General features: G+C 58.6%; 21 protein-coding genes. 13 read left to right on the top strand and 8 right to left on the bottom strand.

The window, feature by feature from the left end; genetic code table 11:
• Positions 1-5: 5 nt before the first annotated feature.
• The 13 genes from PGR79_RS13500 to acpT are packed head-to-tail and all read left to right on the top strand — an operon-like array spanning position 6 to position 12,038.
• On the top strand, positions 6-587 hold the full coding sequence (locus tag PGR79_RS13500) for a hypothetical protein (RefSeq protein WP_430921850.1): 582 nt from the start codon (positions 6-8) through the stop codon (positions 585-587).
• A complete protein-coding gene (locus tag PGR79_RS13495) occupies positions 584-1,933 on the top strand; it encodes an AMP-binding protein (protein ID WP_430921848.1) in 1,350 nt (449 codons plus the stop codon). Before PGR79_RS13500 ends, PGR79_RS13495 begins: the two co-directional genes overlap by 4 nt.
• Positions 1,920-2,273, top strand: coding sequence for a hydroxymyristoyl-ACP dehydratase (locus PGR79_RS13490; RefSeq protein ID WP_430921846.1), 354 nt, complete (start codon positions 1,920-1,922; stop codon positions 2,271-2,273). Before PGR79_RS13495 ends, PGR79_RS13490 begins: the two co-directional genes overlap by 14 nt.
• Complete coding sequence (locus PGR79_RS13485) at positions 2,264-3,955, top strand: glycosyltransferase family 2 protein (protein ID WP_430921844.1); 1,692 nt, start codon at positions 2,264-2,266, stop codon at positions 3,953-3,955. The genes PGR79_RS13490 and PGR79_RS13485 overlap by 10 nt, the downstream gene beginning before the upstream one ends.
• A gap of 3 nt (positions 3,956-3,958) precedes the next feature.
• Positions 3,959-4,381, top strand: a complete 423-nt coding sequence (locus PGR79_RS13480; RefSeq protein ID WP_113373974.1) for an acyl-CoA thioesterase — start codon at positions 3,959-3,961, stop codon at positions 4,379-4,381.
• Positions 4,378-4,983, top strand: coding sequence for an outer membrane lipoprotein carrier protein LolA (locus tag PGR79_RS13475; protein ID WP_087859027.1), 606 nt, complete (start codon positions 4,378-4,380; stop codon positions 4,981-4,983). Before PGR79_RS13480 ends, PGR79_RS13475 begins: the two co-directional genes overlap by 4 nt.
• Positions 4,952-7,270: an MMPL family transporter gene (locus tag PGR79_RS13470; RefSeq protein WP_430921841.1), complete on the top strand. Its 2,319-nt coding sequence runs from the start codon at positions 4,952-4,954 to the stop codon at positions 7,268-7,270. The genes PGR79_RS13475 and PGR79_RS13470 overlap by 32 nt, the downstream gene beginning before the upstream one ends.
• On the top strand, positions 7,267-7,851 hold the full coding sequence (locus PGR79_RS13465) for a DUF3261 domain-containing protein (RefSeq protein ID WP_087859025.1): 585 nt from the start codon (positions 7,267-7,269) through the stop codon (positions 7,849-7,851). Before PGR79_RS13470 ends, PGR79_RS13465 begins: the two co-directional genes overlap by 4 nt.
• A 1-nt stretch (position 7,852) precedes the next feature.
• The gene (locus tag PGR79_RS13460) at positions 7,853-9,022 is read left to right on the top strand and encodes a beta-ketoacyl-[acyl-carrier-protein] synthase family protein (RefSeq protein ID WP_430921839.1); all 1,170 of its coding nucleotides are present in this window, start codon (positions 7,853-7,855) and stop codon (positions 9,020-9,022) included.
• Positions 9,019-9,495: a 3-hydroxy-fatty acyl-ACP dehydratase gene (locus PGR79_RS13455; RefSeq protein ID WP_113373978.1), complete on the top strand. Its 477-nt coding sequence runs from the start codon at positions 9,019-9,021 to the stop codon at positions 9,493-9,495. The genes PGR79_RS13460 and PGR79_RS13455 overlap by 4 nt, the downstream gene beginning before the upstream one ends.
• Positions 9,492-10,223: a 3-ketoacyl-ACP reductase FabG2 gene (locus PGR79_RS13450; RefSeq protein ID WP_113373979.1), complete on the top strand. Its 732-nt coding sequence runs from the start codon at positions 9,492-9,494 to the stop codon at positions 10,221-10,223. The genes PGR79_RS13455 and PGR79_RS13450 overlap by 4 nt, the downstream gene beginning before the upstream one ends.
• Positions 10,220-11,449 (top strand): beta-ketoacyl-ACP synthase, encoded by a 1,230-nt coding sequence (locus tag PGR79_RS13445; RefSeq protein ID WP_113373980.1) that lies wholly within the window; start codon positions 10,220-10,222, stop codon positions 11,447-11,449. The genes PGR79_RS13450 and PGR79_RS13445 overlap by 4 nt, the downstream gene beginning before the upstream one ends.
• 1 nt (position 11,450) lies before the next feature.
• Entirely contained in the window at positions 11,451-12,038 is a 588-nt protein-coding gene (gene acpT, locus PGR79_RS13440; protein WP_113373981.1) for a 4'-phosphopantetheinyl transferase AcpT, read from the top strand.
• Here the strand turns inward: acpT and arnF are convergent.
• The 8 genes from arnF to PGR79_RS13400 all read right to left on the bottom strand — a co-directional run bounded on the left by arnF (position 12,022) and on the right by PGR79_RS13400 (position 20,297).
• Complete coding sequence (gene arnF / locus PGR79_RS13435; RefSeq protein ID WP_045397099.1) at positions 12,022-12,405, bottom strand: 4-amino-4-deoxy-L-arabinose-phosphoundecaprenol flippase subunit ArnF; 384 nt, start codon at positions 12,403-12,405, stop codon at positions 12,022-12,024. The two genes, acpT and arnF, sit on opposite strands and share 17 nt — an antisense overlap.
• Complete coding sequence (gene arnE / locus PGR79_RS13430; protein WP_045397101.1) at positions 12,405-12,743, bottom strand: 4-amino-4-deoxy-L-arabinose-phosphoundecaprenol flippase subunit ArnE; 339 nt, start codon at positions 12,741-12,743, stop codon at positions 12,405-12,407. The genes arnF and arnE overlap by 1 nt, the downstream gene beginning before the upstream one ends.
• Positions 12,740-14,395: a lipid IV(A) 4-amino-4-deoxy-L-arabinosyltransferase gene (gene arnT, locus PGR79_RS13425; RefSeq protein ID WP_430921836.1), complete on the bottom strand. Its 1,656-nt coding sequence runs from the start codon at positions 14,393-14,395 to the stop codon at positions 12,740-12,742. Before arnT ends, arnE begins: the two co-directional genes overlap by 4 nt.
• Positions 14,392-15,294, bottom strand: coding sequence for a 4-deoxy-4-formamido-L-arabinose-phosphoundecaprenol deformylase (gene arnD / locus PGR79_RS13420; protein WP_087859018.1), 903 nt, complete (start codon positions 15,292-15,294; stop codon positions 14,392-14,394). The genes arnT and arnD overlap by 4 nt, the downstream gene beginning before the upstream one ends.
• A complete protein-coding gene (gene arnA / locus PGR79_RS13415; protein ID WP_063447380.1) occupies positions 15,291-17,276 on the bottom strand; it encodes a bifunctional UDP-4-amino-4-deoxy-L-arabinose formyltransferase/UDP-glucuronic acid oxidase ArnA in 1,986 nt (661 codons plus the stop codon). Before arnA ends, arnD begins: the two co-directional genes overlap by 4 nt.
• Positions 17,273-18,256 carry an undecaprenyl-phosphate 4-deoxy-4-formamido-L-arabinose transferase gene (arnC, locus tag PGR79_RS13410; protein WP_113373983.1) on the bottom strand — a complete coding sequence of 328 codons (984 nt, stop codon included), beginning with the start codon at positions 18,254-18,256 and terminating at the stop codon, positions 17,273-17,275. Before arnC ends, arnA begins: the two co-directional genes overlap by 4 nt.
• Before the next feature lies 1 nt (position 18,257).
• Positions 18,258-19,397, bottom strand: a complete 1,140-nt coding sequence (gene arnB, locus PGR79_RS13405) for a UDP-4-amino-4-deoxy-L-arabinose aminotransferase (RefSeq protein ID WP_045397116.1) — start codon at positions 19,395-19,397, stop codon at positions 18,258-18,260.
• Between the two features lie 393 nt (positions 19,398-19,790).
• Complete coding sequence (locus PGR79_RS13400) at positions 19,791-20,297, bottom strand: phenolic acid decarboxylase (RefSeq protein WP_162750190.1); 507 nt, start codon at positions 20,295-20,297, stop codon at positions 19,791-19,793.
• Between the last annotated feature and the right edge of the window lie 71 nt (positions 20,298-20,368).

Here is a 20,368-nt window from a genome sequence, read left to right as displayed (position 1 = left end):
TCACCGTGTCGGGCATCCGCTCGCTGCCGGTCGTTCCGTTAATGACAGGGGTATTGCTGCTGGCCTGGCCGTTTTTAGTCTGGTTTGGCCTGGCGCATAACAGTCTGCAATGGCTACTACCGTTAATGACGCTACTGCTGTTTTTACGCTTTCGCCAGACCCGGCGACAGGCGGGGCCGCTGAACGTGGTCACTCAGGTCGTAGCGGCAACCGGCATGACGCTGTGCATTGCCAGCTATCTGCTAAAAACCCATCAGTTGCTGCTGTTTTATCCGGTGGTAGTGAACACTGTGATGCTGGCAGTGTTTGGCGGCTCGTTGTGGTCAAGCATGCCGATAGTCGAGCGCCTGGCGCGGCTGCGGGAACCGGCTCTTCCTGAACGTGCGTTGCGTTACACCCGCCGGGTTACCCAAATCTGGTGCGCCTTTTTCGTTGGCAACGGCGGTATTGCGCTATTTACCGCGCTGCATGGCGACATGTCGCTGTGGACGGCCTGGAACGGCATGATTTCCTATCTGCTAATAGGGATGTTGATGGCCGGCGAGTGGCTGGTGCGTCAGCGGGTGATTAAACGAGATAAACCATGATGCAGCCCCTCACGCTGGCCCAGTGGCTCAGCGCCCCGCGCCCGCCGCAAACCCTGATTGCGTGGCAGGAAGAGCGCCGCTGGACGCTGGCGCATCTGCGCTACGATGTCGCTCATTTGCTTTCCTGCTTGCAACAGCAGCCAGGCGAGCGCTGGGCGCTCTGTTTTGACAACAGCTACCTGTTTATGGTTGCGCTGTTGGCCACGCTGCATGCGGGAAAAACGCCTGTGCTCCCTGGCCATAGCCGAGCGTCGCTATTAAACGAACAGCGGGCGCTTTTCGACGGCATATTGAGCGATAAGGCGCTGGCGTGGCGCGGGCCGGTACAGGTTGTGCATTCCGCAATGACGGCCGCCCCCCACGAATACGCATTCCCGGCAATCGACGATGACGCCGATATTGAGCTTTTTACCTCCGGTTCTACCGGTGAACCGAAGCGAATTAGTAAGCCCGTCAAGAGTCTCGACCGCGAGGCGGCGCTGTTAGCTGCGCACTATGCCGGACGCCTGGCAGATATCAGAGTAGTGGCATCGGTCGCGCCACAGCATTTATATGGCCTGACGTTCCGCCTGTTCCTGCCAATGGCGCTGGGTTTGCCGCTGCACGCGGCGATGATTGAGTACGCCGAGCAGTTGGCGGCATTAAGCCATGATCATCATTATTTGTTTATCAGCAGTCCGGCTTTCCTCAAACGTCTCGATCGCCAGTTGCCCCCACCACCGGTCACGATGATTTTGTCCGCCGGCGGCAAGCTGCTCTGGCAGGATGCGATGCAAACCGCCAGCTGGCTTGCTGTCTGGCCGGATGAAATCTACGGCAGCACGGAAAGCGGGGTTATCGCCTGCCGTCAGCGCCTGCAGGATGACACGCCATGGCAGCCGTTCACCGGCATCCGTTTTCAGCCGCATGGCGACACATTCCGTCTTTTTTCGCCGCTAATCGCCGACGATAACGGCCTGGTTGTCGATGACATTCTGCAATTCAATGAAAGTGGTCAATTCCAGCTGGCAGGTCGTCGCGACCGGGTGGTTAAAATTGAAGAGAAGCGCATTTCACTAAGCGAAGTGGAACACCGATTACTGGAGCTGGATGGCATTCTTGAGGCCGCCGTCGTGCCGATTACCCGCGGCAGCCGCCAGAGCGTTGGCGCGTTGTTAGTGCTGGACGACGATACCCGCCGCCGCTGGGGGAAAAGCCAGGAATTACAGTGGCGGAAAGCGCTGCGCGCCTTGCTGGAGCCTGTGGCTATCCCTCGTTACTGGCGGGTGATTGACGAGCTCCCCGTTAACAGCATGAACAAGCGTGTCTACGCGCAATTACAGGAGTTATTTCGTGAAGCCCCATGAAATTGAGCGCCGTCAGCCGCAAGCCGATCGGGTTGAAATCGTGCTATATCTCGATCCGGCGCTATTCTGGTTTCGCGGCCATTTTGCCGTGCAGCCGCTACTACCCGGCGTCGCGCAGATGGAGTGGGCGATGCATTACGCCACCACGCTGCTGGCCCCCGGCTGGCGTTTTCACAGCGTTCAGAACGTGAAGTTTCAGTCGCCGCTATTGCCGGACACAACCGTTACGCTCGCCCTCAACTGGCAGGAAGCGCGCCAGACTCTTACGTTTAGCTATCTGCGCCACGACGGCGAAGCGCGACATACCGCCAGCAGCGGGAAAATTCGCTTATGCCGTTAGATTTCTCTCCCTGCGTGCTGATTCCCTGCTATAACCACGGCGCAATGATGCCGCAAGTGCTGGCGCGCCTGCAGCCCTTTGGCCTGCCTTGCATCGTGGTGGACGACGGCAGCGATACCAGCACGCGGCAGCAGTTGGATCGGCTGGCGGCGGAAACTGCCAATCTGACCCTAATCCGCTTACCTCGGAACGCAGGCAAAGGCGCTGCGGTGATCCATGGACTACAGGCCGCTGCGGAAGCTGGGTTCAGCCACGCGGTGCAGGTCGATGCCGATGGTCAGCACGCCATCGAAGATATTCCGCAACTGTTGGCGCTGGCGCAGGCCCACCCCGAAGCGTTAATTTCCGGGCAGCCGATTTACGACGACTCCATCCCGCGTTCGCGCCTGTACGGGCGCTGGATAACCCACATCTGGGTATGGATTGAAACGCTATCACTGCAGTTGAAAGATAGCATGTGCGGCTTTCGCGTCTATCCGGTGATGCCAACGCTGCGGCTGGCGCAGCGCGTGACGCTCGGCCAGCGCATGGATTTCGATACCGAAGTGATGGTGCGCCTCTACTGGCAGGGGAACACCAGCTACTTTATTCCGACCCGCGTGACCTATCCACCGGACGGTTTGTCGCATTTTGATGCCTTCAAAGATAACTGCCGCATCTCGCTGATGCACACGCGTCTGTTCCTCGGCATGCTGCCGCGGATCCCCTCCCTGCTGTTTCGCCGCGCCTCGCCGCACTGGGCGCGCCAGCAGGAGGTAAAAGGATTATGGGGAATGCGCCTGATGCTGCTGGTGTGGCGACTGCTGGGGCGCAAGGCATTCTCGTTGCTGCTTTATCCGGTAGTCGGTGTGTACTGGCTGACGGCCGCGACGGCGCGCCGCGCGTCGCAACAATGGATAACCCGCGCGCGCGAACAGCTCTCCGCGCGCCAGATGCCGTTACCGCCAACTCTGACCAGCTACCGGCATTTCCTGCGCTTTGGCGAGGCGATGCTGGATAAAATCGCCAGCTGGCGCGGCGAGTTACAGTTTGGTCGCGACGTGGTCTTTGCCGCAGGCGCCGAGGAGACGCTAAATATTAGCGACCCGCGAGGAAAACTACTGCTGGCCTCGCATCTCGGCGATGTCGAAGCCTGCCGCGCGCTGGCGCAACTGCAGGGCAGCAAAACCATCAACGCCCTGGTGTTCAGCGAAAACGCGCAACGTTTTAAACAAATTATGGCGGAGATGGCGCCTCAGGCCGGGCTGAACCTAATGCCGGTGACCGATATCGGCCCGGAAACCGCCATGCTGCTGCAAGAAAAGCTGGATCGCGGCGAATGGATCGCTATTGTCGGCGACCGTATTGCGGTTAACCCGCAGCGCGGCGGTGAATGGCGCGTCTGCTGGAGCCGTTTTATGGGGCAAGCCGCCCCCTTTCCACAAGGGCCGTTTATCCTGGCAGCCATTTTGCGCTGCCCGGTTAATTTGATTTTCGCCCTACGCCAACAGGACAAACTACGCATTTACTGCGAACCGTTCGCCGATCCGCTGCTGCTGCCGCGCGCCGAACGCCAGCAGGCATTGCAACACATCATCGACCGCTACGCCGAACGGCTGGAACACTACGCGCTGCAGTCGCCGCTCGACTGGTTCAACTTTTTCGATTTCTGGCATCTGCCGGATCCCAAAGACAAGGAGTAAAGGGTGCTTAACGATCCCCGTTTTACTGCTGAAGTAGAGCTGACAATTCCGTTTCATGACATCGATATGATGGGTGTCGTGTGGCATGGCAACTATTTCCGCTACTTCGAAATTGCCCGTGAGGCGCTGCTTAACCAGTTCAACTACGGCTACCGGCAGATGAAAGATTCTGGTTATTTGTGGCCGGTGGTCGATACCCGCGTGAAATACCGCGACGTTATCACCTTCGAGCAGCGCATTCGCGTCCGCGCGCGGATAGAAGAGTTTGAGAACCGTCTACGCATTGGCTACGAAATTTTTGATGCCGATAGCGGCAAACGTACCACCACCGGCTACACCATCCAGGTCGCGGTGGACGAAAATAGCCGCGAGATGTGTTTCGTCAGCCCGAATATCCTGTTTGAACGCATGGGGGTCACACCATGAGATTACTGCTGCTGTTAGGGCTGTTTATCAGCCCGTTGGTCAGCGCCCTGACGCTTGATACCCTGCAACAACGTTTTACCGAACAGCCGGTGGTGCGCGCCCACTTCGATCAAGTTCGCACGATTAAGGATCTGCCGCAGCCGCTGCGATCCCAGGGACAGATGTTGATCGCCCGCGATAAGGGTTTACTGTGGGATCAAACCTCGCCGTTCCCAATGCAACTGTTGCTGGATGATAAACGGATGGTGCAGGCAATTAACGGTCAGCCGCCGCAGACCATCACCGCTGAAAACAACCCGCAGATGTTCCAGTTCAACCATTTGCTACGCGCGCTGTTCCAGGCGGATCGTAAAGTCCTGGAAGAGAACTTCCGCGTAGAATTTGCCGATAAAGGCGAAGGCCAGTGGACGCTGCGCCTGACGCCCATCACTACGCCGCTGGATAAGATTTTTGCCCGCATCGATTTGGCCGGAAAAACCTATCTGGAGCATATTCAGCTCAACGACAAACAAGGCGATCGCACCGATATTACGCTTTCCCAACATCAACTGACGCCAGCGCAACTGACCGATGACGAACGCCAACGCTTTGCCGCCCAGTAAACGCCCTGCGCTGTTATGGGCTATCGTCTGCCTGATCCTGGCGGGCGCGCTGCTGGCGCTGCTGCCGCAGGCCCGGCTTAACAGCAGCGTACTGGCTATGCTGCCGAAGCAGACGCTTGGCGCAATCCCGCCTGGCCTGAACGACGGTTTTATGCAGCGTCTTGACCGCCAACTGGTGTGGCTGGTCAGCCCCGGTAAACAGGCCGATCCGCAGGTGGCCCGCGACTGGCTGCGGCTGCTGCAAACATCGAAAGCGCTGGCCGAGGTAAAAGGCCCAATGGATGCTGAGAGCCAGCAGGCCTGGGGCGCGTTTTTCTGGCAACATCGTAACGGTTTAATTGACCCCGCTACCCGCGCGCGCCTGCAAAACGGCGGCGAAGCGCAGGCGCAATGGATCCTCTCGCAGCTCTATTCTGCATTTTCCGGCGTCAGCGGCAAAGAACTGCAAAACGATCCGCTGATGCTGATGCGCGGCTCGCAGCTGGCGATGGCGAAAAGCGGCCAGCGGATGCAGCTGCAGGATGGCTGGCTGGTGACCAAAGACGCCCAGGGCAACCTCTGGTATCTGTTGCATGGCGAACTGGCGGGTTCCTCATTCGATATGCAGCAGACGCACCGGCTGGTCACTACGCTCGGCGAGCTGGAGAAGCAGTGGAAAACGCAGCATCCGCAGGCGCAGCTATTGTCACGCGGCACCGTGTTCTACAGCGATTACGCCAGCCAGCAGGCCAAACAGGATATCTCCACCCTTGGGGTAGCCACCCTGCTTGGCGTGATCCTACTGATTGTGGCGGTATTCCGCTCCCTGCGCCCGCTGCTACTGTGCCTGCTCTCCATTGCGATCGGCGCGCTGGCGGGCACCGTCGTCACGCTGCTGCTATTTGGCGAACTGCATCTGATGACTCTGGTGATGAGCATGAGCATCATCGGCATCTCCGCCGACTATACGCTCTATTATCTGACCGAACGGATGGTGCATGGCGCGGAATTAACCCCGTGGCAAAGCCTCGCCAAAGTGCGTCATTCGCTGCTGCTGGCGCTGCTCACCACCGTGGCGGCTTATCTGATTATGATGCTGGCTCCCTTTCCAGCGATTCGCCAGATGGCGCTATTCGCGGCGGTCGGCCTGAGCGCCTCATGCCTGACGGTAATTTTCTGGCATCCATGGCTATGCCGGGGGCTCCCCGTGCGCCCGGTGCCGGCGATGGTGTTGCTGTTGCGCTGGCTCGCCGCCTGGCGGCGCAATAAAAAGCTGTCCATCGGCCTTCCCGTTGCACTGGCGCTGTTGTCGCTGGCGGGGCTCGCGACGCTGCGGGTGGATGATGATATTTCGCAGCTCCAGGCGCTGCCGCAGGATATCCTGGCTCAGGAAAAAGCGATTACTGCGCTCACCGGACAAAGCGTCGACCAGAAGTGGTTTGTGGTTTACGGCGAATCCGCCCAGCAAACGCTGGAGCGCCTGGAAGCATTTATACCCGCGCTGACGCAGGCGCAAACCGACGGCCTGCTCGGCGGATATCGCGCTATTCCGCTGAATTCACTCGCCCGCCAGCAGCAGGATCTTACCCTGCTGCAACGCGCCGCGCCCACCGTCAGCAAAGCACTAAATCACGCCGGGCTGACGACGGTCAATCCCGATCTCAACGCTATGCCAGTGACCGTCGATGACTGGCTTGCCAGCCCGGCCAGCGAAGGCTGGCGGCTGCTATGGCTGACGCTACCGGATGGCGAAAGCGGCGTGCTGGTCCCGGTGAGCGGCGTGAAAGACAGCGCGGCGCTAAAAACGCTTAGTACAAAACAGGCTGGCGTTGTGTGGGTCGATCGCAAAAGCGATTTCGACCAGCTGTTCGCGCTCTACCGCCATATTTTAACCGGGCTGCTGGGCGTTGCGCTGGCGGTGATTGCCTGTGGCGCCGTTATCCGCCTTGGCTGGCGCAAAGGGCTAATAAGCCTGGTGCCGTCCGTATTGTCGCTGGGCTGCGGGCTGGCGGCGCTGGCGCTTAGCGGCCACCCGGTTAACCTGTTCTCCTTGCTGGCGCTGGTGCTGGTACTGGGCATCGGCATTAACTACACGCTGTTTTTCAGCAACCCGCGCGGCACGCCGCTGACATCGCTGCTGGCGGTCACGCTGGCAATGATGACCACCTTATTGACGCTTGGCATGCTGGTCTTTAGCGCCACTCAGGCCATTAGTAGTTTTGGTATTGTTCTGGTAAGCGGCATTTTCACCGCCTTCCTGCTTTCGCCGCTGGCGATGCCGACCAAAAAAGAGAAAAAAAGACGATGATAAGACCATCATTCTGGCGCGCCTTCGCGCTACTCGCCGCCTTATTACTGGCCGGCTGCAGCCATTCGCAGCCGGAGCCGAAAGGCCGTCCGCAGGCGTGGCTGGAACCGGGTACGCGCGTCACGTTGCCGCCGCCTGGCATCTCGCCGGCCATAGACTCGCAGCAGTTACTCACCGGCAGCTTCAACGGCCAAACCCAGTCGCTGCTGGTCATGCTTAATGCCGATGATAAAAAGCTCACGCTGGCGGGCCTGTCGTCCGTCGGTATCCGTCTGTTCCTGGTGACCTATGATGAAAGAGGGCTGCGCGCGGAACAGTCGATGGTGGTTCCGCAACTGCCGCCAGCCAGCCAGGTACTGGCCGACGTGATGCTCAGCCACTGGCCGGTTAGCGCATGGCTGCCGCAGTTGCCAAAAGGGTGGACGTTGACCGACCGCGGCGACAAACGCGAACTGCGTAACGCGCGCGGGAAGCTGGTCACGGAAATCACCTATATCAACCGCAAAGGCAAGCGCGTGCCGATAAGCATCGAACAGCACGTCTTTAAATACCACATCACCATTCAATACCTGGGTGACTGAGATGATCTACATTTCTGCCGTCGGCATGATTAACGCGTTAGGGCGCGATAATCATGAAATCGCCGCCAATCTGGTTCGCGGTATCGCGCCAGGCATGCGCCCGCGCGAGGGGTGGCTACAGGGACATCCGCAGGCGGTTTTCGCAGGCGTGGACGGCGAATTACCCGCCATTCCCGATACCTTTAGCGCCCATCGTTCGCGCAATAATCAGTTGCTGCTGGCGGCGCTGGCGCAAATTCAGCCGCAGGTGGATGACGCCATCGCCCAGTACGGGCGGGAGCGCGTTGCCTTGGTACTTGGCACCAGCACCTCGGGGCTGGATGAGGGCGACGCGCACGTCACTTCGACCCTTAGCGGCGCGGAAAGCGCGGCCTGGCAATATCCGCAGCAGGAGCTGGGAGACCCATCGCGTTTTCTCAGCCACTGGCTGGCGCTGGATGGCCCGGCATTTACGCTGTCAACCGCCTGCTCCTCCAGCGCCAGAGCGATTATCAGCGGGCGCCGACTGATTGAAGCCGGGCTGGCGGATGCGGCGATTGTCGGCGGCGCGGATACCCTCAGCCGTATGCCGATCAACGGTTTTCACAGTCTGGAGTCGCTCTCCACGACCCTGTGCCAGCCGTTTGGCCGCGATCGCTGCGGCATCACCATCGGTGAAGGGGCGGCGCTGATGCTGCTGACCCGCGAACCGCAGCCTGTCGCGCTGCTGGGTATCGGCGAGTCCAGCGACGCCTGGCATATTTCCGCCCCGCATCCTGAAGGAGAAGGGGCGATCCGCGCCATTCAGCAGGCGCTGGAGGATGCGGGGATCGCCCCTGAACAGGTGGGCTATATCAATCTGCACGGCACCGCCACGCCGCTTAACGATCGGATAGAGTCTCACGTCGTCAACGCGCTATTTGGCGAGCAGGTTCCATGCAGCTCCACCAAACATCTGACCGGGCATACGCTGGGCGCGGCGGGGATCACCGAAGCCGCCATCGGCATGCTGATCCTGCAACGCAATCTGCCGCTGCCGGCGCAGGATTTCAGCCAGTCGCCGCGCGACGCCACCCTTCCGCCGTGCGGGATTATCGAACGCCCCCTGCCGCTGTCGCGGCCGATTATCCTGTCGAACTCGTTTGCCTTTGGCGGCAATAACGCCAGCATTCTGCTCGGGAGCATTCAATGAGCCACTATTTATCGCCCGGCGCTTATTTACCGCACGAGTCGCCAATGCTGCTGCTGGAAGAGGTCATCAATGTCACCGACGAAACCGCTACCTGCGGGGTCACTGTCTCTCCCCATGGCGTCCTGGCGCCGTTTCTCGATGCAGAGGGCAATCTCCCCGGCTGGTTCGCCCTGGAACTCATGGCGCAAACCGTTGGCGTCTGGTCCGGATGGCACCGCCAACAGCGGGGGCAAACGTCCATCGCACTAGGTATGGTGCTTGGCGCACGCGAGTTAGTCTGCGCGACAGGATGCCTACCGGGCGGCAAGGCGCTGTCCGTTACCGTGAAGCTGTTAATGCAGGACGAACGTTTCGGCAGCTTCGAATGCGCCATTACGGCAGGCAATGAAGAACTGGCAAGCGGACGGGTCAATACCTTCCAGCCGACGCCAACAGAACTTAACACCCTATTTCAACAAGGAGCGTCAGAATGAGTCGTTCAGTTTTGGTCACCGGCGCCAGTAAAGGCATCGGTCGCGCTATCGCCTGTCAGCTGGCGGCGGATGGCTTTGTCGTAGGCATCCACTATCATCGCGATGCGTCGGGCGCACAGCAAACGCTGGAGGCGATTACCTCGGCTGGCGGCTCGGGTCGTCTACTGAGTTTTGATGTCGCCAACCGCGCGCAGTGTCGCGAAGTGCTTGAGCAGGATATGGCCGAACACGGCGCATGGTACGGCATTATCAGCAACGCCGGCATCGCCCGCGACGGCGCCTTCCCGGCGCTCGGCGAGGATGACTGGGACGCGGTGATCCACACCAACCTCGACAGTTTCTACAACGTTATTCATCCGTGCATCATGCCGATGATTAGCGCGCGTCAGGGCGGGCGTATCATCACGCTCTCGTCCGTATCCGGCGTCATGGGCAACCGCGGTCAGGTCAACTATAGCGCCGCGAAGGCGGGGATCATCGGCGCCACCAAAGCGCTGGCCATTGAACTGGCGAAGCGCAAAATCACCGTGAACTGCATCGCCCCGGGGCTTATCGACACCGGGATGATCGAAATGGAAGAGGCTGCGCTAAAAGAGGCGATGTCGATGATCCCGATGAAACGCATGGGACAGGCGGACGAGGTCGCGGGGCTTGCTAGTTATTTAATGTCGGATGTAGCGGGATATGTTACCCGGCAGGTCATTTCAATCAATGGAGGGATGTTATGACACGTCGTGTGGTCATTACCGGGATGGGCGGCGTCACCGCCTTTGGCGACAACTGGCAGGATGTTTCGGCGGGGCTGCAGAGATATAAAAACGCCGTGCGCGCCATGCCGGAGTGGCGCATTTACGACGGATTGCATACGCTACTGGGCGCGCCGATCGATGATTTCACCCTTCCGGCCCACTATACCCGTAAGCGTATTCGCGCGATGGGCCGCGTGTCGCTACTTTCTACCCGCGCCACTGAACTGGCGCTCGAGCAGGCCGGGCTTATCGACGATGCCGTGCTGAGCAACGGCGAGACCGGCATCGCTTACGGCTCGTCAACCGGCAGTACCGGCCCGGTGAGCGAGTTCGCTACCATGTTGACGGAAAAGCACACCAACAATATTACCGGCACCACCTACGTGCAGATGATGCCCCATACTACCGCGGTTAATACCGGGCTGTTTTTCGGTCTGCGCGGCCGCGTTATTCCGACGTCAAGCGCCTGTACTTCCGGTAGCCAGGCGATCGGTTACGCCTGGGAAGCCATTCGCCACGGTTATCAAACGGTGATGGTCGCCGGCGGCGCAGAAGAGCTATGCCCGTCGGAAGCCGCGGTATTCGACACCCTGTTCGCCACCAGCCAGCGTAATGAACAGCCCGACCTCACCCCCGCCCCGTTCGATGAACAGCGCGATGGGCTGGTGATAGGCGAAGGCGCCGGTACTCTCATACTGGAAGAGCTGGAGCACGCCAAAGCGCGCGGCGCGACTATTTACGGCGAAATCATCGGCTTCGCCACCAACTGCGATGCCGCGCATATCACCCAACCGCAGCGCGAAACCATGCAGATCTGCATGGAACAATCGTTAAAAATGGCGGGCTTAAGCGCCCGGAATATTGGCTACATTTCGGCCCACGGCACCGCAACCGACCGCGGCGATATCGCCGAAAGCCAGGCGACGGCGGCGATTTATGGCGACAATGTGCCGATCTCCTCGCTGAAAAGCTATTTCGGCCATACCCTTGGCGCCTGCGGGGCGCTGGAGGCGTGGATGAGCCTGCAGATGATGCGCGAGGGCTGGTTCGCGCCTACGCTGAATCTGCATAATCCGGATGCTAACTGCGGTAATCTTGACTACATCATGGGCGAATCGCGCAAGATTGATTGTGAATTCCTGCAGAGCAACAACTTCGCCTTCGGCGGCATTAACACCTCAATCATTATTCAGCGCTGGCCGTAAGATGTATCAGCTTATCCTCGGCCACATCTCAACCCTTAGCGCCCTGCCGTTGCCGCCTGTGCTGATGGCGCAGGCGCCGGACGGTCCGCGGCGGGCCAGCTGGCTTGCCGGGCGCGCGCTGCTGGCGCATGCGACTACCCCGCTAATGGATATTCAGTATGGCGAACAGGGTAAACCGGCTTTCCCGCCCGGCTGCGAGCGGTGGTTTAACCTTAGCCACAGCGGCAACCATATTGCCCTACTGCTGAGCGATGAAGGCGAGGTTGGCTGCGATATCGAAGTGATTCGCCCGCGCAACGGCTGGCAGCGGCTGGCTAACGCCCTGTTCAGCGAGGGCGAGCACCAGGAACTGGAGCGTGAACCGCCGAAGCGACAGTTAGCCACCTTCTGGCGTATCTGGACGCGCAAAGAAGCGCTGGTGAAACAACGCGGCGGCAGCGCCTGGCAGATGGCCTCTGTGGACAGCGCCTTTCACGGCGCGCTGTCATTGAGCCAGATTCAATATGAAGGGTTAAGTATTGCGGTCTGTACGCCAACGCCGTTTAAGCTGACGGCGGCGCACATTCAATGTTTTAACGGCGCGGCTTGACCGGCCAGAAGATAGTCAGCACGCCGGCGATAATAATCAGCACGCCCAGCAGCGATTGCCAGTAAAACGGTTCATGCCAGCCGGGCAGCCAGATGGCGGCGGCCCACACCAGAATATAGCTCAGGCTTAGCAGCGCGTAAGCTTTGGCCAACGGTAAGCGGTGTAGCGCGAAATACCAGCAGACCATCGACAGCAGATAGCCGACCAGGCCGAAACCCAGGCTGAAGGTACCAGTACGAAAATGCAGCAGATGATTGAGGAAGGTCAGGATATCGGTCAATGGCGGCAGCTCGACCATCGCGCTGCGCAACAGCAGCTGTGCGCCGCTGACCAGGCCAACGCTCAATAACGCCCAGATTAAGCCCATCAGACGCTACTCCCCAGAACGGCGATACCGACTACGATCAGCCCGACGCCAAGCCAGTGGCGGCGCGCGACCGGCTCGCGCCAGATGCCCCATGCCGCCAGCGTCACCCAGACAAAATTGAGGCTCAGCATCGGATAAGCGATACCGACCGGGATTGCCTGCAGTACCCCCAGCCACAGCAGCATACCGCCGCCGAGCGCCAGCAGGGCTAATCCCAACCAGACCAGGATATGCCGCCCGCGCCGCCCGCTACGGGACGGCCGGGTTGCCTGCTTCTGGCACAGCTGACCGGCGCAGCTAAGCAGGCTGGCGAGTACCAGACAGAACCAGACACTCATTGCGGCAGATACTGAATAAACACCACGCGCCCCAGCACGTAGGAGTTATCAGGTTTCGGTAACGCCAGTTCGTTCATCGTTTCACCTTTATCCATCAGCAGCACCAGAGAGATGGGTCCCTGCTGGCGGTGCGCCACCAGCCAATCAGCAAATTCGTGAGTCGCCAGGAATTTGCTCTCCGCATCCGGCCAGCCGAGGCCATATTTTAGCTCCCCCTGCTTGTCATACAGGATGATATCGTCACGCTTGAGCTCCCACGCCAGCCCCGCGCCGATACCGACGCTGTTGGTCAGTACATAGCGGCTTGGCGCCAGCGATTCACTCACGATATCCACCAGGAACTGCGGCTGTTTGCTGTCAATAACCCGGTCCGGAATAGCGAAGCCCACCAGCAGCGCCAGCCCCAGCGGGCAGATGGCGGCCAGCGTCCAGCGACGACCGTTGTCCTTGATTGCCAACCAGCCCATTAGCGCCCATACGGCAAAGGCGATCGCCGCCAGCAGACATTTATACAACTCGATCTTCGTCCACACCGGTTTATGCATGACGCCCCACGGTGAGACCACCAGCACCGCGACCAGGCCGATCAGACCAAAACCGAGGTTGATCATGCCGTTAATGCGCAACGCTTTCGCCCCCGCCTTCGCGGCATCCAGTGCGTAGCGGGCCATCAGAATCGACAGCGGCATAAAACACGGCAGAATGTAGGTCGGCAGTTTTCCTTTGGCGATGCTGAAGAACAGGAACGGCATCGCCACCCAGCCTAACAGATACAGTGCGCCGCGGGCATCATCGCGTTCGACCCAGCCGCGCTTGAGCGCGCCTGGCAGCAGCGCCAGCCACGGCAGGCTTCCGGCTATCAGGAACGGAATGTAGTACCAGAACGGCGCTTTATGCTGGGCGTCTTTCTCGGCGAAACGCTGAATATGTTCGACCCAGAAGAAATAGCGCCAGAAATCCGGTTCGCGATTAGCGATAGCCAATCCCCACGGCAGCACCACCAACGTACAGACCACCACCGCCAGCCAACCGTAGGTTAGCACTTCGCGCCAGCGCTTACGCGCAATCACCCACGGCAGCACGCCAACTACCGGCACCGCCAGCGCCAGGAAGCCCTTGGTCATCACCCCCATCCCGCAGGCGAAGCCCAGTACGATATAACCCAACAACTTCCCGCCGCGGCTCTGCGCCTGGGAGGCACCCCAGAAGCTGCACATCGCCAGCGCCAGCCACATGGTGATCATCGGATCCAGCACCGCATAGGTGCCAATCGCGTAGACCAGCATCGCGGTGAGGAAGATAACCGGCGACAGGATCGCCACGCGTTTATCGCGGAAAATACGCCACGCCAGCCACGCCACCAGCAACGCGCTGACGGTAATGGCGAAAACCGCACCGAAACGCACGCCGAAGTTATTATGGCCGAATAACCACTGGCCGATACTGTTAATCCAGTAACCGGCAATTGGCTTTTCAAAGTAACGCAAACCCAGCAGATGCGGCACAACCCAGTCGCCGGAAGCCAGCATTTCACGGCTGATCTCGGCATAACGGGTTTCATCAGGCTGCCACAGCAAACGGAAATTCAGCGGCAATAAGTAATACAGCGCAAAGAGCACAACCAGAGAGACGCCATAACGAATGCTTTTCATACACCCGAGCCCAGTAATTGTTCACGTCCAAGCCAACCTTCCCGGCCAGCCAGTTCACCACGGACCACTTTGCCTGACGGCAGCTCGCTAAAGTCAGCGGGCAACAGCTGGCTCAGTGGGCAAAATTGTATTTCTTCTTCCTCCGCCATGGTCAGCAGCGCATCGAACTGGTCGGCGTAGGCAATGCCTTCCACTTCGGCGTGGATGGTATAGACCGGCGTTCCCTTGTCGCGATGGATGCAGTCCAGCAGATAGCGGTTAAAGCCGGCGATATCGACGGCGCTACCGACCACTTCATCCCAGGTGGGAAGCGTCACCGGGATTTGTACGGTGCCGGAGGCCCCGCCGCCAAGCTGCGGCAGGAATGGCCGCGTGCCGCGACAATCGCTGTTGTAGAGGAAATCGAAGGATTCTTTCGCTTTCACCACCCGCTGGTCGGCGCGCCAGCCGGCGACGGCTGAGCAGGTCACCGGGCGACCGATAATGCGTTCCAGTTCGAGCAGACCGCGTTCCACTTCCAGCGTCAGACGTTCCTGCGGCCACACGCCGCTCCATGCCTGCCAGCTGTAGTGGTCCCAGGCATGCAGGCCCACTTCATGGATCTGCGCGGCGGCGCGAATAACCTCTTCGTTACCCGCGCCAATCCTGCGCCCCGGCCACGCGGTACCGGCCAGCAGAATATCCCAGCCGTACAGCGACGCCGCGTTAGAGCGCAGCATTTTCCACAGAAACTTCGGTTTTACCAGGCGCCATAAATGGCGCCCCATATTGTCCGGCCCGACGCTGAAAAAGAAGCTTGCCTGAATTCCATGCTTGCCCAGTAGGGCCAGCAGCCGCGGTACGCCATCACGCGTCCCGCGAAAGGTATCGACATCTATGCGTAAGCCGACTTGTTTCATGAGTTTTTATCGTCCGTGAGCTCAACGGTGCGCAGGAAGAAGTCCAGAGTGTGCTCAACGGTCTCCTCCATCTCGACGGTCGGTTCCCAGTTCAGGCAACGTTTTGCGTTACGAATGCTCGGCTTACGATGCTCAACGTCCTGGTAGCCTTTACCGTAGTAATCGCTGCTTTCCACTTCACGGAAACCGGCGAACGGCGGGAAGCGATCGCGCAGCGGGTGGCGCTCGAAGCAGGCAAGCAGCATTTCCGCCAGCTCTTTGATGCTCGCTTCGTTTTCCGGGTTACCGATGTTGATTATCTGTCCATCGCAGCGACCGTCTTTGTTCTCAATGATGCGGAACAGCGCTTCGATACCGTCGCTGATATCGGTGAAGCAGCGCTTCTGCTTACCGCCTTCGATAAGCTTAATCGGCGAACCTTCCACCAGATTGAGGATCAGCTGAGTGATGGCGCGGGAGCTACCGATACGCGCGGCATTAAGGTTATCCAGACGCGGTCCCATCCAGTTGAACGGACGGAACAAGGTGAATTTGAGGCCGTTCTTATCGCCATAGGCCCAGATCACGCGGTCCAGCAGCTGTTTAGAAACCGAGTAGATCCAACGCTGTTTGTTGATCGGCCCGACCACCAGGTTGGAGGTATCTTCGTCGAAGTTTTTGTCGGTGCACATGCCGTACACTTCCGAGGTCGACGGGAAAATGATGCGCTTATTGTATTTCACGCAGTCGCGGATAATCTTCAGGTTCTCTTCGAAATCCAGCTCGAACACGCGCAGCGGGTTACGGGTGTATTCGATAGGCGTAGCGATCGCGACCAGCGGCAGTACCACATCGCACTTCTTAATGTGGTATTCGATCCACTCGGAGTGAATGCTGATATCGCCTTCCACGAAGTGGAAACGCGGGTTATCGAGGAAACGGCTGATGGCGTCAGAGCCGATATCCAGGCCGTAAATCTCATAGTTGTCGTCCTGCAACAGACGTTCGGTCAGATGGTTACCGATAAAGCCGTTGACGCCGAGGATCAGCACGCGGGTACGGCGCTTAATCGCCACCACCGGTTTGCTGCTTAGTACCGCGCTGGTCACCAGCCCCAGCGCCTGCGCCAGTTGGGTTCCCTGCATATAAACGCCGCGTTCGGTCTGGCCGGTGACGATTTCCAGCGCCCCCTGCTGACAGGCCACTACCAGCGGCGCGACAGAGATCACGGTGCCGGGCTTGGCTGCTGGCAGGTCGGCGCGCACGCGGGATTTCCAGACGATAAATTTATTCGCGCCGGCATAGGCGAAGGCGCCCGGCCACGGATCGGACACCGCGCGCACCAGATTATGCAGAGTCTGCGCCGGTTTGTCCCAATCGAGACGCCCGTCTTCCGGAGTACGACGACCCACGTAGGTCGCCTGGCTGTGGTCCTGCGCGCGTTCCTGAGTCTTACCCTCACGAATAGCCGGCAGCGCCTGGCCCAGCAGATCGGAGGCGGCGGCGCACAGTTTACGGTGCAGCGCCAGCGCCGCTTCATCCGGGCCGATAGCCACAGCTTGTTGAGCGACGATATCGCCCGCGTCGGCGCGGTTAACCATTCGGTGCAGGGTCACGCCGGTTTCACTTTCGCCGTTGACCAGCACCCAGTTCAGCGGCGCGCGACCGCGGTATTTCGGCAGCAGAGAACCATGCAGGTTGAAAGCCCCCTTCGGCGCGATATTCAGGATCTCATCGCACAGCAGGTTGCGGTAGTAGAACGAGAACAGCACATCCGGCTTCATCTCGCGAATACGTTCAATCCACAGCGGATGGTTGACATCTTCCGGCGCCCATACCGGGATACCTTGCTCGGCGGCAATACGGGCAACGGAACCAAAGAAATGGTTTTCGCCAGGGTTATCCGGATGGGTAAAAATAGCGGCGATTTCATAACCGGCATCCAGCAGTGACTGAATACCTGCGCAACCCATATCGTGATAAGCGAAGACTACTGCTTTCATGAACGATCTTCCTCTTGAGACGCCGTTTCCGGCTGACGAACAACACGTTGAATAAAGTAACGGGGACGGGCGCGAACATCGTTATAGATGCGGCCGATATACTCCCCGAGCAGGCCCATACCGACAAACTGAGCGCCGATGAACATGAACAGCACGGCGAAGAGCATGAACACCCCGTCAGCCGCCCACTGCGGACCGAAAGCCAGACGCAGCACCACCAACAGCAGGCCGAAGGCGAAGCCCAACAGGGCTATCACGCTGCCAAATATGCTCAGTAAACGCAGCGGGGTGGTGGTCAGACAGGTCACCAGGTCATACATCAGGTTAATCAGACGCATGAAGCTGTATTTGGAGTCGCCGAATTCGCGCTCGGCGTGCATCACCGGGATCTCGACCGCCCGGCGGGCGAAAGTATTCGCCAGAATCGGGATAAAGGTGCTGCGCTCATGGCAGTTGAGCATGGCGTCAATGATATGGCGGCGATAGGCGCGCAACATGCAGCCGTAATCACCCATGGCTTTACCGGTGGTTCGCTGAATCAGGCGGTTAATCATCTTCGAGGCAGATTTACGGAAGATGCTGTCCTGACGGTTCTGACGTACGGTACCGACCACGTCGTAGCCTTCATCGGCTTTTTCCACCAGCCGCGGGATCTCTTCCGGCGGGTTTTGCAGGTCGGCATCAAGGGTGATGATCAGATCGCCGGTGACATGGCTGAAACCGGCCATAATCGCCGAGTGCTGGCCGTAGTTACGGTTCAACAGCACCGCCACCACGTGGCTGCCTTCGGCTTCGGCGGCCTCGGTCAGCATGCGCGCGGAATCGTCGCTGCTGCCGTCGTCGATCAGCAGAATTTCATATTGGCGCCCTAGCGTCGCACAGGCGGCGTCGGTACGACGCAGCAGCTCCGGCAGACTATCCTGTTCGTTATAAACCGGGATAACCACCGAGACTTTTTTTACGGGAGGATAAGTAAGCATATCAACGTCCTGACAACTGATGCAGCGCGGTAATGACGCGGGTGACATCGTCGTCGGTCATATCCGGGAACAGCGGGATGGAACAAATGCGCGCGCTGTTCCATTCGGTATTCGGTAACGAAACTTCAGGAAAACGCTCGCGGTAATACTTTTGCGTATGGGCCGCGCGGAAGTGCAGACCGGTGCCTATGCCCATGGCTTTGAGTTTTTCCATCAGGGCATCGCGGCTGATGCCGCAGGCCGCTTCATCAACGCGGATAATAAACAGGTGCCAGGCGTGCTGGTGATCCCATGCCGGAACGGTCAGCGGCTTAAACGGGGTATCCGCCAGCTCGCGCAGGTAGCGCTGGGCGATTGCAGCGCGACGTTGATTCGCCTGCGCAAGCTTATCCAACTGCACCAGCGCCAACGCGGCGTTGATATCGGCCAGATTGTATTTGAAGCCGGGTGTAATCACTTCCGCCTGCGGCGCGCGGCCGTGGGTCTGGCGGTCGTAGGCGTCAACGCCCAGGCCGTGGAATTTGAGGCTGCGGATGCGGGAAGCCAGCTCGTCATCATCGGTGACGATAAGCCCCCCTTCGGCACAGGTCATATTTTTGATCGCGTGGAACGAAAAAATCGCGGTGCCGCGCCAGCCGACATGGCGGCCCTTATAGTGCGTTCCCGCGGCATGCGCGGCATCTTCGATAACCGGAATACCGTGGCGCTCGCCAACGGCGCGGATCGCATCGATATCCGCAGGCGCGCCCGCGTAGTGGACGGGAATAATCGCTTTCGTCCGCGAGGTGATCGCCGCTTCCACCGCCTCAGGGGTAATCATCAGATTGTCGTGATCGACATCAATCATCACCGGCGTAGCGCCCAGCAGACAGATCATATTCAACGTCGACACCCAGGTTTGCGAAGGGGTGATCACTTCGTCGCCAGGGCCAATGCCCATCGCCATTAGCGTGACGTGCATACCGCCGGTGGCGGAGCTGACGGCGATAGCGTGGCGGTTGCCGGTCAGTTGGCAAAATGCTTCTTCCAGCGCCTGGTTTTTAGGACCGGTAGTAATCCATCCTGATTGCAAAACTTCACGCAGCGCAGCCAGCTCTGCGTCGCCCATCGACGGGCGCGAAAACGGCAGAAATTCGCTCATCTTTTTCCTGTTCTATTAATAACCCACTAAAAAAGGGGGTCGGTAGAAAGAAATATCCTGCGCCAGCGGACTTAAACAAAATGAAAATGAAGTCGGTTCACCGCCACATTTCATTCCAGGGTATTTCGACGGTTATAAATCTAGTCGCTGTTGCTTAGGATAATATTAAGAAATTAATATTTTTCGCGAGAATAGTAATATCTCATTGAGAATCAGATGGATAGTATTTTCTTATGGCAGGAATTAGTAGTAAAAAGCCCCAGTTTCATAGAGAAAACTGGGGCTTAACGGGTAAAAGTAAACGAATCGTCAACCAGCCCGCAATAAATATTTATTTACGTTTTAATCTATCGGTAAAAATTAGCGTTAGATCACAGAATTATTTCTGCTGTATTACAAATTTGCAGGAAAATCAGCAGGTAATTCATTAGCAGGGCAATTAATAACTTCGTTATTATCCGCGCCGCAATCGCGAACAAAGGTAATAGTCGCGAATTCATCAATCACTTCGGTCGGGTAGGCCGGGCCGGCGTCACGATAGGCGTTCATTAACGGAATATGATCGTTCTGGAAGCAGACGGTTTTTTCCGGGTTATTCATGATCCAGCGGGGGAAGAAAATGGTGCCGTGGAACAGTTTGTCGCCCAGGTTGACGATCAGGCTGACGTCGGTACCGGTTGGTTCGGTCCAGGAAATTTTATAAATGCTTTCGCCTACCCGCACGATGTACGCATGCTGGTCTTTCACCCACCGGTTGGCAACGATGCCGCTGTGAATACGATAATCCAGGGTGGTGCCATTTTTAACGTAAATTTCGTAGTTCCAGCCGTTGTCGTAGGTATAAACCAGATGTTTACCGATAAAGCCGCTGAGGTCATGTTTATCGAAAGTGCTCATTATTTATTCTCCTCTGTTTCGTTGAGGTAAGAATACGGCTTTAAAAATTGAATGAATAACGCTATGTTTGGATG

The organism is Klebsiella sp. 141161 (assembly GCF_050600815.1).
Classification (GTDB): Bacteria; Pseudomonadota; Gammaproteobacteria; order Enterobacterales; family Enterobacteriaceae; genus Klebsiella; species Klebsiella aerogenes.
The sequence above is the reverse complement of the archived record's forward strand: the minus strand, read 5'-3'. Positions and strand labels throughout refer to the sequence as shown.

Excerpts from the sequence above, each read along its gene's own strand:
- PGR79_RS13495 (WP_430921848.1), top strand. The coding sequence starts at position 584 with ATGATGCAGCCCCTCACGCTGGCCCAGTGGCTCAGCGCCCCGCGCCCG.
- PGR79_RS13485 (WP_430921844.1), top strand. The coding sequence starts at position 2,264 with ATGCCGTTAGATTTCTCTCCCTGCGTGCTGATTCCCTGCTATAACCAC.
- PGR79_RS13475 (WP_087859027.1), top strand. The coding sequence starts at position 4,378 with ATGAGATTACTGCTGCTGTTAGGGCTGTTTATCAGCCCGTTGGTCAGC.
- PGR79_RS13470 (WP_430921841.1), top strand. The coding sequence starts at position 4,952 with ATGACGAACGCCAACGCTTTGCCGCCCAGTAAACGCCCTGCGCTGTTA.
- PGR79_RS13465 (WP_087859025.1), top strand. The coding sequence starts at position 7,267 with ATGATAAGACCATCATTCTGGCGCGCCTTCGCGCTACTCGCCGCCTTA.
- PGR79_RS13460 (WP_430921839.1), top strand. The coding sequence starts at position 7,853 with ATGATCTACATTTCTGCCGTCGGCATGATTAACGCGTTAGGGCGCGAT.
- PGR79_RS13455 (WP_113373978.1), top strand. The coding sequence starts at position 9,019 with ATGAGCCACTATTTATCGCCCGGCGCTTATTTACCGCACGAGTCGCCA.
- PGR79_RS13450 (WP_113373979.1), top strand. The coding sequence starts at position 9,492 with ATGAGTCGTTCAGTTTTGGTCACCGGCGCCAGTAAAGGCATCGGTCGC.
- PGR79_RS13445 (WP_113373980.1), top strand. The coding sequence starts at position 10,220 with ATGACACGTCGTGTGGTCATTACCGGGATGGGCGGCGTCACCGCCTTT.
- acpT (WP_113373981.1), top strand. The coding sequence starts at position 11,451 with ATGTATCAGCTTATCCTCGGCCACATCTCAACCCTTAGCGCCCTGCCG.
- arnF (WP_045397099.1), bottom strand. The coding sequence starts at position 12,405 with ATGGGCTTAATCTGGGCGTTATTGAGCGTTGGCCTGGTCAGCGGCGCA.
- arnE (WP_045397101.1), bottom strand. The coding sequence starts at position 12,743 with ATGAGTGTCTGGTTCTGTCTGGTACTCGCCAGCCTGCTTAGCTGCGCC.
- arnT (WP_430921836.1), bottom strand. The coding sequence starts at position 14,395 with ATGAAAAGCATTCGTTATGGCGTCTCTCTGGTTGTGCTCTTTGCGCTG.
- arnD (WP_087859018.1), bottom strand. The coding sequence starts at position 15,294 with ATGAAACAAGTCGGCTTACGCATAGATGTCGATACCTTTCGCGGGACG.
- arnA (WP_063447380.1), bottom strand. The coding sequence starts at position 17,276 with ATGAAAGCAGTAGTCTTCGCTTATCACGATATGGGTTGCGCAGGTATT.
- arnC (WP_113373983.1), bottom strand. The coding sequence starts at position 18,256 with ATGCTTACTTATCCTCCCGTAAAAAAAGTCTCGGTGGTTATCCCGGTT.
- arnB (WP_045397116.1), bottom strand. The coding sequence starts at position 19,397 with ATGAGCGAATTTCTGCCGTTTTCGCGCCCGTCGATGGGCGACGCAGAG.